Source organism: Streptomyces sp. NPDC032745, assembly GCF_055579465.1.
This window is the reverse complement of the sequence record NZ_JBVING010000010.1, coordinates 312246-323502: the sequence shown is the minus strand read 5'-3', so window position 1 is coordinate 323502 and position 11257 is coordinate 312246. Positions and strand designations below refer to the sequence as shown.

The following is an 11257-nucleotide window of genomic DNA, read 5'->3' as shown; positions in this document are numbered from 1 at the left end:
AGGGGGGACCCTGTGGGAGAGTAGGACGCCGCCGAACAATCATTGTAGAAAGCCCCGTACCGGGTATCCGGTACGGGGCTTTTCTGCGTTTACGGGCCATGTTTTACAAGGGGCGGGGCTTGCGTAGGGTCGGGTCCATGGGCTACGACCTCGTCATCTTCGACAACGACGGCGTGCTGGTGGACAGTGAGCCGATCGCCAACAGCATTCTCGCCGGGTACCTGACCGAGCTGGGGCACCCCACCTCGTACGAGGACTCGATCCGCGACTACATGGGCGCCGCCGTCCACCGGGTGCACGATCTCGTGCTCGAGCGGACCGGGGAGCGGCTGCCCGCCGCGTTCGATGCGACCCTGCACGCGCGGACGTTCGCCGCGTTCGAGCGGGAGCTGACGCCCGTCGCCGGCGTGGTGGACGTACTCGGAGCGCTGACCGCCCACGGGGTGCCGTACTGCCTGGCCTCCTCCGGGAGTCACGAGCGGATCCGGGTCGGGCACCGGGCGGCCGGGCTCGACGGATGGTTCGAAGAGGAGTGGATCTTCAGCTCGCAGGACGTGGGCAAGGGGAAGCCCGCTCCCGATCTGTTCCTGCACGCGGCCCGGGTCATGGGCGTCGATCCTGCGCGGTGTGTGGTGATCGAGGACAGTCCGCTCGGGGTGCAGGCCGCGGTCGCCGCCGGGATGGACGTGTACGGGTTCACCGGGATGATGCCCGCCGAGCGGCTGGCCGGGGCCACCGGTTTCTTCGGGGAGATGAAGGAGCTGACGGGGCTTCTGGAACGGCCTGTGTGATCTCTCTACCCACGGGTAGCCCGCGGGCCTACGCTGTGCCGCCATGACAGAAGACGTGCGGCTGCGCCGGGGGCGGGGCTCCCTGGGGTTCAGCTTCTTCGTGCAGGGCGTGACGTTCGCCCTCCTCGTGACGCGGATCCCCGCCATCCAGGACCGGTACGGGATATCCGACGGGCTGCTGCCCGCCTTCCTCGCCGCCGTGCCGGTTCTCGCCGGGGTCTCCAGCGTCGCCACCGAGCACCTGGTGAAGCGGGTCGGGCCCGCCGCCGTACTGCGATGGGCGCAGCCGCTGGTCCTGCTCTCCCTGCTGGGGGTCGGGGCCGGCAGCACGATGTGGCATGTGGCGGTGGCCCTGGGGGCGTTCGGGCTGTCCGTCGGTGCGCTGGACGCCTCGATGAACATGCTCGGGGTCAGCCTGCAGCGGGCGTACGGGCGCAGCATCATGCTCGGCTTCCACGCCGCGTACAGCCTCGGCGGGATCGTCGGGGCGTCCGCGGCCTGGGCCGGGGCGCACTGGCATCTGTCGCTGTTCACCTCGTACCTGCCGGCCGTGGTGGTGCTGCTGCCGCTCGCTTTCTACGGCAGCCGGTTCTACGTGGACCGGAGCGGGGAGGGGGAGGTCCCCGAGAAGGGGCTGGGGGCCGGCGGGTTCAAGCTGCTGCTGCCGCTCTGCCTGGTGATGGCGTGCGCGTACATCGGGGACTCGACCGTCTCGAACTGGAGCGCCAAGTACCTCCAGGACGTGCTGGGGAGCTCGGAGCAGCTGGCGACGGTCCCGTACAACGTGTACATGGTGACCACGCTGATCGGGCGGGCCGTCGGGGACCTGGGCGTGCGGCGCTTCGGGGCGGTGGCCGTCGTACGGATGGGGACGCTGGTCGCGGCCGGCGGGTTCGCGGTGGTGGCGGCCGCGCCCGGGGCGTGGGCGGGGATGCTCGGGTTCACGCTGCTGGGGATCGGGTTGTGCGTGATCGTGCCGCAGACCTTCGCGGCCGCGGGGAGACTCTTCCCCGGGGCTTCCGATACGGCCATCGCGCGGCTGAACATCTTCAACTACGTCGGCTTCCTGATCGGATCTCCGCTCGTCGGCGGGATCGGGGACGCCTGGAGTTACCGGGGCGCGATGCTCGTGCCGATGGCGCTGGTGCTTGTGACACTCTTCCACGCCCGTTCGTTCGGCTCGGAGGGCGCCCGATACGGTGTCGGGCATGAGCGGCCGCGGGTTGTTGATGTGGGACGAGGCGGTAACGAGGTATGACTTCGGACCGAGCCATCCGATGGACCCGGTGCGCCTGGCGCTGACCATGGGCCTGGTGCGCGCCTTCGGGCTGGACCGGGAGATGGAGGTACGGGCGGCCCGCGCGGCGGGGGACTCCACGCTGCGGCTGGTCCACCGGGAGGACTACGTGGCCGCGGTGCGCGAGGTGTCCGCGGATCCGGGGGTGGCCGACGGGTCGTACGGGCTGGGGACGATGGACGATCCGGCCTTCCACGGGATGCACGAGGCGTCGGCGTTGATCGCGGGCCAGTCGGTGGCGGCCGCGGAGGCGATCTGGCACGGGGAGGCCGAGCACGCGGTGAACTTCGCGGGCGGGCTGCACCATGCGATGCCGGGCGGGGCCGCCGGGTTCTGCGTGTACAACGACGCGGCGCTGGCGATCGCGCGGCTGCTGGAGCTGGGGGCCGAGCGGGTCGCGTACGTGGATGTGGACGTGCACCACGGGGACGGGGTCCAGGCGGCGTTCTGGGACGACCCGCGGGTGCTGACGGTCTCCCTGCACGAGCATCCGCGGACCCTGTTCCCGCAGACCGGCTGGCCGGAGGAGACGGGCGGGCCGGCCGCGGAGGGCTCGGCGGTGAACGTGGCGCTGCCCGCCGGGACCGGGGACGAGGGGTGGCTCCGGGCCTTTCACGCGACGGTGCCCGAGCTGTTGGAGGACTTCCGGCCACAGGTGCTGGTGACCCAGCACGGGGCGGACACGCATTTCGAGGACCCCCTCGCCCATCTCGCGGTGTCGCTGGACGCGCAGCGGGCGGTGCAGGAGGCGTGTCACCGGCTCGCGCACGAGCATGCGGGGGGCCGGTGGCTGGCGCTGGGCGGCGGCGGGTACGCGGTCGTGGATGTCGTACCGCGGTCGTGGACGCATCTGGTGGGGATCGCGGCGCACCATCCGGTCGATCCGGAGTCGGTGGTGCCGGACGCGTGGCGGGACGAGGTGTACGCGAGGACGCGGCAGCCGGCGCCGGCCCGGATGACGGACGGGCGGGCGGTCGCGTGGCGGGACTGGGAGGCGGGCTACGACCCGGCCGACCGGATCGATCAGGCCGTTCTGGCGACCCGGCGGGCGGTGTTCCCGTTGCGCGGCCTGCTCACGTAAGGGCGGCTGCGAGGCCTGGGAGCGGTGATGCATCGTTTCGCCGGGTGTTACGCCAAGTGTGGGGCTGTTCGCCGGAATTGATGATCCGCCAGGTCCGGTGCGTCAGCATCGGAGGGTGTTGAGCACCGGCGCGCTGCGTGCGCATCTGCTGGCCGCCCGGTTGGCCGGGCCCGTCGCCACCCCACGGGAGGAGAGCCTGCGCAGATACCGGCTGTTCGCGGCGAGGGATCCGCGGGTGCTGCTGGGGCTGGATCCGGAGGGGGGCTGGGGCGAGGGTGACCTGCTGAGGCTGATGGCGGACAAGTGCGGGGTCTCGGCGGATCCTGCGCACGTCAGCGGGCCGGACGTGATCGATCCGGAGCTGACGCTGGCGGCGTTGGAGGCGTTCGCGGAGCGGCTGCGCGAGGCGGCCGGGGCGCGGTCGCCGGTGTTGTTCGGGACGGGGCATCCGCACCGTCTCCTGGGGTTCTACGCCAGTTTGGCGCGGGCCCTGTCGGCGGTGGGATGTGTTGTGCTCACTCCGGCGCAGGGGGCCGGTGTCGACATGGCGACCCGGTTCGGCGTACGCAGGCACAGCATCGATTACGTACGGGGAGTCGCGTTGGTGCGGGAACCCGGCGCGCGGCCGCCGGGGAGTGCAACCGGCGTGCACACCCATTCACCCCTGCCGGTTCGGATCGCGCTCGGGGCGCTGGCGGAGGCCGGCGGGCCGTTGCCGGAATTGGTGGTGGGGGATCACGGGTGGGTCTGCGGCGCAGGTCAGCTCGGTGTGGAGGCGATCGGGCTGGCGGATACGGACGACCCGGCGCTGTTCGTCGGGGAGGCGGAGGGGCGTGTGGCGGTGGCCGTTCCGCTTGATGACGCGGTGCGCGCGGACTACTACAGACCGCTCATTCGCTATCTACTCGATCGGGCGAGTCTGCCGGGTGCGCAGGAGTGGCCGTAGCTCCTCTTCCCCACTCGTATCACACGCCCCTACTCTGTGGAGTGAGCGTGCGACGACGAGGAGTAACCGGAGGGGAAGCCGGTGCCCGTCATGCGCGGAAGGTCAAGGTGTGTCATGGCTGCTGGCGAGAGGCCTCTCAGTGAGGTTCAGTTCCTGACCGTGGCGGAGGTCGCCTCGGTGATGCGAGTGTCGAAGATGACCGTGTACCGCCTGGTGCACAACGGTCATCTGCCCGCAATCCGGGTGGGCCGGTCCTTCCGGGTCCCCGAGAACGCGGTTCACGAGTACCTCCGAGAGTCCTATGTGGGGGTGGAGTCGGCCTGAGACTGAAGCTCCGGCGAACTCTCCGAACCCCTCGGATTACAGGCTAAGAGCTCGGGCGGGTAGGCTAGGCCGACGTAGGTCGTGTGGGCCCAGACGCCCCGCACCGTTCCCCGCTGACGCGGGGATGTTCCGAGAAGTGAGCGAGGGTAGTCGTGGGCTCTGTTATCAAGAAGCGGCGTAAGCGGATGGCTAAGAAGAAGCACCGCAAGCTGCTCAAGCGCACCCGCGTCCAGCGCCGTAACAAGAAGTAAACGGCAGCTGTACGTGTTCTCCGCAGCCCCTCCACCATCCTTTGGTGGAGGGGCTGCGGTGTAGCCGGGGGACGACGAGGAAGGCGCTGAGCTCGTGGGGAAGGTCGTGCTCGTTACCGGGGCAGCCCGGCAGCTGGGGGGCCGCTTCGTGCGGCGGGTCCAGCGTGATCCTGAGGTCGAGCGGGTCATCGCGGTCGACGCGGCCGAGCCGCCGCACCGGCTGGGCTCGGCGGAGTTCGTCCGTACGGACATCCGGCAGTCGTCCATCGCCCGGGTGCTCGCCGAGCACGCCGTGGACACGGTGGTCCATCTCGCCGTGACCGGGAGCGGTGCAGGGCCGGGCGGCACGGGGAGCGCCGTCAAGGAGACCAACGTCATCGGGACGATGCAGCTGCTGGGGGCCTGCCAGAAGTCGCCGACGGTACGGCGGCTGGTGGTGAAGTCGAGTACGAGCGTGTACGGGGGCGCCTCGCGGGATCCGGCCGTTTTCACGGAGACCACGCACCCCAAGTCGCTGCCGGCGGCAGGCTTCGCCAAGGACGCCGTCGAGGTCGAGTCGTACGTACGGGGCTTCGCGCGCAGGCGGCCCGACGTGGCGGTGTGCGTGCTGCGGTTCGCGAACATCCTGGGGCCCTACGCGGACTCCTCGCTCGCCGAGTACTTCTCGATGTCCGTGATGCCGACGGTGCTGGGGTACGACCCGCGGCTGCAGTTCGTCCACGAGGACGACGTGCTGGAGGTGCTGCGGCTGGCGGCGGCGGAGCCCCAGCGCGGGACGCTGAACAGCGGGACCTTCAACATCGCGGGTGACGGGGTGCTGCTGCTGTCGCAGTGCGCCCGGCGGCTGGGGCGGCCGACGGTGCCGCTGTTGCTGCCCGCGGTGACGTGGGTGGGGTCGGCGCTGCGCGCGGTGGGGGTCACCGATTTCTCGCCGGAGCAGATCAGACTCCTCACGCACGGGCGGGTCGTGGAGACGTCCCAGATGCGGGAGGTGCTGGGATTCAAGCCCATGTACACGACCGCCGAGACCTTCGCCGATTTCGCGCGCAGCCGGGGGAGAGGGCTGCTGCCGCCGGAGCGTGCAGGGCGGGCCGTGGACCGGGTTGCCGGAATGTTGCACGTGAACGTCGGGGTTGCCGGATCCGAAGAGGGAGCGCAGCGATAGTGGCGGACGCCAAGGTCATTCCGTTCGACGAGGACCGGCCGCGCCGGCGGGGCGCCGGGACCCGGAGAGTGCGGGCGGTGCCGGCTCCGGCGCCGGAGCCGGTGGTGGAGGCCGCGGAGCCGGCTGCGCCGGAGCCGGCTCCCGTGCAGTCCGGCGGGGCCGCGTGGGACCGGCGGATCGCCGGCGGGCTGGCGTTCCTGCGGCGCCGGGTCACCGGGGACTACGACGTCGACGAGTTCGGCTACGACAAGGAACTGACGGACCAGGTCCTGATGTCCCTGATGCGGCCGCTGTTCGACAAGTACTTCCGGGTCGAGGTCAAGGGCATCGAGAACATCCCGGCCGAGGGCGGGGCGCTGATCGTGGCGAACCACTCCGGGACGCTGCCGCTGGACGGGCTGATGATGCAGGTGGCGGTCCACGACCACCACCCGGCGCAGCGGCACCTGCGGCTGCTGGCGGCGGACCTGGTGTTCATGCTGCCGGTGGTGAACGAGCTGGCGCGCAAGGCCGGGCACACGCTGGCGTGCTCGGAGGACGCGCAGCGGCTGCTCGAGGCGGGGGAACTGGTCGGGGTGATGCCGGAGGGCTTCAAGGGGATAGGGAAGCCGTTCGGAGACCGGTACAAGCTCCAGCGGTTCGGGCGGGGCGGGTTCGTCTCGACGGCGCTGCGGGCGGGGACGCCGATCGTGCCGTGCTCGATCGTGGGGGCGGAGGAGATCTACCCGATGGTCGGGAACGCGAAGACGCTGGCACGGCTGCTGGGGATTCCGTACTTCCCGCTCACGCCGACGTTCCCGTGGCTGGGGCCGCTGGGAGCGGTGCCGCTGCCGACGAAGTGGACGATCCAGTTCGGCGAGCCGATCGCGACGGACGGGTATCCGCCGGAGGCGGCGGAGGACCCGATGCTGATGTTCAACCTGACGGACGAGGTCCGCGAGCAGATCCAGCACACCTTGTACAAGCTGCTGGTGCAGCGGCGGTCCGTGTTCTTCTGAGTGGGTTCGCTGCGGGCGCGACGCCGCCCCGGCAGAGGGAGAGGCCTTTCATGGCGCAGGCCCTCAGTCCCGAACGGGGCTGAGGGCCTGCGGCCGTTCCGTCCTACCCGGCGTCCTCCGCCTTGAGGCCCAGGCCCGGGAGGAGGCCCGGGAGCAGGGGCGGCAGGGTGATGTCGGGCTGTACCTGCTCCGGGGAGGACGAGGCCCCCGGGGTGTTCTGACCCGCGGGCGGGTGCAGGAGGTCGCCCGTGCCGCCCAGGAGGCCGCCGGGGGCCGGTGAGGGCTTGCCGCCGGTGGTTGCGGGCGGGGTCGGGCTGGCCGAGGGCGCGCCCGCCGCCGGTGCGGACTGGTGCTGCCCGGCCGGGGCGCTCGGCTTGGCCGGGGCGACGGAGCCGCCGCGGTTCTGCTCCGGGGGCTTGGGGAGCAGGCTCTGGAGGGGCGCCACGTCATCGTCTATGGCCTGGAAGACCGATTCGACCTCCCCGCCCACGTCGGTGAGCTGCGCCGGGAGCTTGTCCCGGAGCCGGCCCCACGCATCGCGGTGCGAGCGGGAGAACGACGACAGCGCCTGGATCGGGCCGAGCGAGCCGTCCCGTTGGTAGGCGGCCTGGAGGAGCCGGTGGCCCTCCGCCGCGTCGTGCTTCATGCCCGCCAGGGCCCGGCGGATCTCGCCGAGCGACTCGTGGTCCAGTACGCCCGTCCGGCCGCGCTCCATCAGCCTGCGGGCTTCCGACAGGCGGTTGGAGGCCTGGTCGAGATAGAGCTCGCCGCGGTCCGCGTCCTCGTCGGCCATGCCGAGCTTCAGGTCCTCCATGCCCCGTTTGATCGGGTAGAGGGAGTCACCGGGCAGGGCGTCCGTGCTGGCAGCGGCCACGCCGCTGAAGGCCCCCGCGGCCACACCTACGGTGAGGCCGCCCGCTGCGATGCCCTTGGACCAGCGGGAGCGGGGCCGCAATTTCCGGAGCGAGGTCGCCCGGTGGGCGCCGCGGCCGGTCCGCTGCTCGGGCATTTGAGGGTCCGGGGCGGCACCGCCCCCGGCCCTCTCTTCCATCACCAGGGCCTCCATGGCGGCCACGAGCTGGGCTCGTTGCACCACTTTGACCTCGGGGTCCAGCACCGGGCGCGGCATTCTTTCGCCGAGCGCGCTCGCCAGGGCCAACAACCGGTCGTGGTCGGCAGGTTCGGCAGGTGCCTCGGACTGCTCGGCCGCCGGGTCCGGTTCCGAAAGGTCGGATGGGGTCCGATCCTCCAGGGCCTGGGCGAAGGCGTTCGCCCGCCGGTGCGGAGTCACGTTCGCGATCACTGGCGGCACCTCCTCTCGTCATGACGATCGACTCCCCAAGGTGTCCGGAAGGTTGCCTTCCTTGAGCACGTCCACACTTTCGAGTGAGCGGCTTCGGGCAGGGCGTGTCCACAGGGAGCCTGCATTCCGCACAACGAGCGGCGCGGCACTTGGGTTACGGACGAAGGATGATCGGACCACAGCGTCATCGAGGGGTCACCGGTTGTGTGGATTGTCAGGAGGGTCGGAAGGCGCGGGGGGTCTGCGGGGCGTGGGGGGAGTCGCAGGGTGAGGCGCCCGGTGGTGGCGGTGCGGGGCGGGTCGGAGGTCAGCGGGCGTCGTCCGGGAGCAGGCGGGCCAGGGTGCGGACCGCCCGGTACTGGAGCGTCTTGATGGCGCCCTCGTTCTTCCCCATCACCCGGGCGGTCTCGGCGACCGACAGGCCTTGGAGGAACCGCAGGGTCACGCACTCCTGCTGCTGGGGATTGAGCTTGCGTACGGCTTCCAGCAGGGCGGCGTTGGAGAGGGACTCCAGGACCGAGTCCTCGGGGGATCGTTCCACCTCGTTCGCGTCCAGCATCTCGCCCGTGGTCACTTCCAGACGGAAGCGGCTGGACTTGAAGTGGTCCGCGACCAGGTTGCGGGCGATCGTGACGAGCCAGGCGCCGAAGTCGCGGCCCTGCCAGGTGAAGGTGGAGATGCGGCGCAGGGCGCGCAGGAAGGTCTCACTGGTGAGGTCCTCCGCGGTCGCCTTGCCGCCGACGCGGTAGTAGATGTAGCGGTAGACCGTGTCGCTGTACTGGTCGTACAGCCGGCCGAAGGCCTCGGCCTCGCCGGCCTGGGCGCGTTCGACCAGGTCCATCATGCGGGCCTGGTCGCTGTCCGCGGTGGGGCGGCGTGCGGCGGGCGCGCTCGTACCGGTGGCGGTGCCGCCGGAGCCTCCCCCCGTGCGACCGCGTCTGCCCACCGTCGCTCCGCCGTCGGTCAGGGCATAGCAAGGACCGGCCGGGCCGAGGCCGGCAGGGACCGCGGCGGCGAAGGCGGGGACGGCGTACGCGGTGGGGACGAAGCCGCGCAGGTGGTCGAGGACCGTTGCGCGCAGCGTAGCCAGGCCCGAGGCGTCAACCCCGACAGGTGGGTACACGGGACTCCCAGAGGCAGAGCTTCCATCACGTGCAGTGCGGGACCGTTCACCCGTCGTGGCGACAGATGAGCGGTGGCATGCGTTTGAGGAGAATAACGCTTCGTACAGGCGGCGCTACACCCAGTTGCTCAAATCACCGATTCCGACACTTCTGTTGCGTGTCGAAGGCATATTCAGTCGCAGTTGGTGATCGATTCTTGATCGGTTGAATACGCGGAATGGACGCTTCCACGCTGGCTCGCGACCGAGTCGGGCATGCGGGAGTGCCGCGCGGGGCGCGGGGGTAGAAGTGGGTGAATGCCCGCGGCGCAGCGGGCCGAGAGCCCGCGAAGCGCGGCCCCGGCGGGCCGCAGGGCGGCTCCGGCGCAGGCGGAAGCCGGGCCGGCGGCGGAGGGGGCGGCTACTTGCGGCGGCGGTGCAGGGCGATGGCGGCGGCTGCGCCACCCGCGATCGCGCCGACGCCGGCGGCGGCCGGGACGCCGACCTTCACGGCCTTGCGGCCGGTCCGATAGTCGCGCAGCCGCCAGTCGTGTGCCCGGGCATGCTTGCGCAGTTTTGTGTCGGGATTGATCGCGTACGGATGCCCGACCAGCGACAGCATCGGAATGTCGTTGTGCGAATCGGAGTACGCCGCGCAGCGTTCGAGGTCGAGGCCCTCGGCGGCGGCCAGGGCGCGGACCGCCTCGGCCTTCGCGGGGCCGTGCAGCGGCTCGCCGACGAGCCGGCCGGTGTAGATGCCGTCGACGGATTCGGCGACCGTGCCGAGCGCCCCGGTCAGGCCGAGCCGGCGGGCGATGATCGTGGCGGTCTCCACGGGCGCGGCCGTGACGAGCCAGACCTTCTGGCCGGCGTCGAGGTGGGCCTGGGCCAGGGCGCGGGTGCCCGGCCAGATCCGCTCGGCCATGTACTCGTCGTAGATCTCCTCGCCGATCGCCATGAGTTCGCAGACCTTGTGGCCCTTGACGATGGAGAGGGCGCTGTCGCGGGCGTCCTGCATGTGCTCGGGGTCCTCGACCCCGGCGAGCCGGAACCAGGCCTGCTGCCAGGCGAAGCGGGCGAGTTCGCGGCGGTGGAAGAACTCCCGCTTGTAGAGGCCGCGGCCGAAGTGGAAGATCGCGGCGCCCTGCATGACGGTGTTGTCGAGGTCGAAGAAGGCGGCGGCGAGCTCGTCGCCGGCGACGGGGAACTCGGGCTCGGCCGGTTCCGCTTCCTCGGCTGCCTGCGCCGCGGTCTCCTCGGGCTCGGCCGGTGGTCCGGCCTCCGCCTCGAGGGCCAGCGCGGTCTTGCGGGCGGCTTCGGCCGAGGCCTCGCCTGCCAGCACGCTCCGCGCGGTGGCGGAGCGCCTACGGGGGGTGAGCCATCCCAGAGCGGCCATGACGCGAGCATAGCCATTGTGTTCGGGAGTTCCCGAACCGATGGGATGCCGGGGGCGTGAACTCTTCGGTGCCGTGGTGTTACGCGGTGGCGCGGGAGAATGGTGGCATGAGCCCTTTGCTGCGTCGTAAGGAAAAGAAGCGTCCCGGCGAGCGGTTGGTGACGCTCATCGGGAAGCCGGGGTGCCATCTGTGCGATGACGCACAAGAGGTGATCGAGAAGGTGTGCGCGGAAGTCGGGGCGCAGTGGGAGAAGAAGGACATCTCGCAGGACGCGGAGCTCTACCGGCTGCACTGGGAGCAGATCCCGGTGGTGCTGGTGGACGGCGAACAGCACACCTTCTGGAGGGTGAACCCGGACCGGCTGCGTCGCGCGTTGGAGGGCTGACCCTCCGGCCGGTTACCATCATGGGCGATTTGTGGGATCTCGGGGGTGTATTGATGAGGAGTGTGTACCGTTTTGCCCCCCTCGGGATTTGAACGGGTTCGGCGTGTTGTGGGTTCCCGCCCTAGGGGCCCGGGCCGCGTGACCCCGGTCACTTTGCTCGGACAAAGCGGACACAATCTTTGTGCACGCGTTCACAAAGACATAGCCTGCATTCGAC

12 protein-coding genes are annotated in these 11257 nt (G+C 70.8%); 9 read left to right on the top strand and 3 right to left on the bottom strand.

Features of this window, described 5'->3' with window-relative positions; genetic code table 11:
• Positions 1-137 precede the first annotated feature (137 nt).
• From ACZ5WG_RS26365 to ACZ5WG_RS26330, 8 genes are all read left to right on the top strand, one after another.
• Positions 138-791, top strand: coding sequence for an HAD family hydrolase (locus ACZ5WG_RS26365; RefSeq protein WP_468726355.1), 654 nt, complete (start codon positions 138-140; stop codon positions 789-791).
• Positions 792-834: 43 nt separating this feature from the next.
• Positions 835-2049 carry an MFS transporter gene (locus ACZ5WG_RS26360; protein WP_468726354.1) on the top strand — a complete coding sequence of 405 codons (1215 nt, stop codon included), beginning with the start codon at positions 835-837 and terminating at the stop codon, positions 2047-2049.
• Entirely contained in the window at positions 2000-3169 is a 1170-nt protein-coding gene (locus tag ACZ5WG_RS26355; protein ID WP_468726352.1) for an acetoin utilization protein AcuC, read from the top strand. The genes ACZ5WG_RS26360 and ACZ5WG_RS26355 overlap by 50 nt, the downstream gene beginning before the upstream one ends.
• A 115-nt stretch (positions 3170-3284) precedes the next feature.
• A complete protein-coding gene (locus tag ACZ5WG_RS26350; RefSeq protein WP_468726351.1) occupies positions 3285-4115 on the top strand; it encodes a phosphatase in 831 nt (276 codons plus the stop codon).
• Between the two features lie 114 nt (positions 4116-4229).
• Positions 4230-4439, top strand: coding sequence for a helix-turn-helix domain-containing protein (locus ACZ5WG_RS26345; protein ID WP_008738568.1), 210 nt, complete (start codon positions 4230-4232; stop codon positions 4437-4439).
• A gap of 152 nt (positions 4440-4591) precedes the next feature.
• A complete protein-coding gene (locus ACZ5WG_RS26340) occupies positions 4592-4690 on the top strand; it encodes a 30S ribosomal protein bS22 (RefSeq protein WP_003948845.1) in 99 nt (32 codons plus the stop codon).
• 94 nt (positions 4691-4784) lie between these two features.
• Positions 4785-5855: an NAD-dependent epimerase/dehydratase family protein gene (locus tag ACZ5WG_RS26335; RefSeq protein ID WP_468726350.1), complete on the top strand. Its 1071-nt coding sequence runs from the start codon at positions 4785-4787 to the stop codon at positions 5853-5855.
• Entirely contained in the window at positions 5855-6853 is a 999-nt protein-coding gene (locus ACZ5WG_RS26330; protein ID WP_468726348.1) for a lysophospholipid acyltransferase family protein, read from the top strand. The genes ACZ5WG_RS26335 and ACZ5WG_RS26330 overlap by 1 nt, the downstream gene beginning before the upstream one ends.
• 103 nt (positions 6854-6956) lie before the next feature.
• On the opposite strand, the gene ACZ5WG_RS26325 is transcribed toward ACZ5WG_RS26330, so the two are convergent.
• The 3 genes from ACZ5WG_RS26325 to ACZ5WG_RS26315 all read right to left on the bottom strand — a co-directional run bounded on the left by ACZ5WG_RS26325 (position 6957) and on the right by ACZ5WG_RS26315 (position 10654).
• Positions 6957-8156 carry a DUF5667 domain-containing protein gene (locus ACZ5WG_RS26325; RefSeq protein ID WP_468726347.1) on the bottom strand — a complete coding sequence of 400 codons (1200 nt, stop codon included), beginning with the start codon at positions 8154-8156 and terminating at the stop codon, positions 6957-6959.
• Positions 8157-8463: 307 nt separating this feature from the next.
• The gene (locus ACZ5WG_RS26320) at positions 8464-9279 is read right to left on the bottom strand and encodes an ECF subfamily RNA polymerase sigma factor, BldN family (RefSeq protein WP_468726346.1); all 816 of its coding nucleotides are present in this window, start codon (positions 9277-9279) and stop codon (positions 8464-8466) included.
• Between the two features lie 400 nt (positions 9280-9679).
• Entirely contained in the window at positions 9680-10654 is a 975-nt protein-coding gene (locus tag ACZ5WG_RS26315) for an HAD family hydrolase (protein WP_468726345.1), read from the bottom strand.
• A 107-nt stretch (positions 10655-10761) separates the two neighbouring features.
• On the opposite strand from ACZ5WG_RS26315, the gene ACZ5WG_RS26310 reads away from it, so the two are divergent.
• Entirely contained in the window at positions 10762-11040 is a 279-nt protein-coding gene (locus tag ACZ5WG_RS26310; RefSeq protein ID WP_053790970.1) for a glutaredoxin family protein, read from the top strand.
• Positions 11041-11257 lie beyond the last annotated feature (217 nt).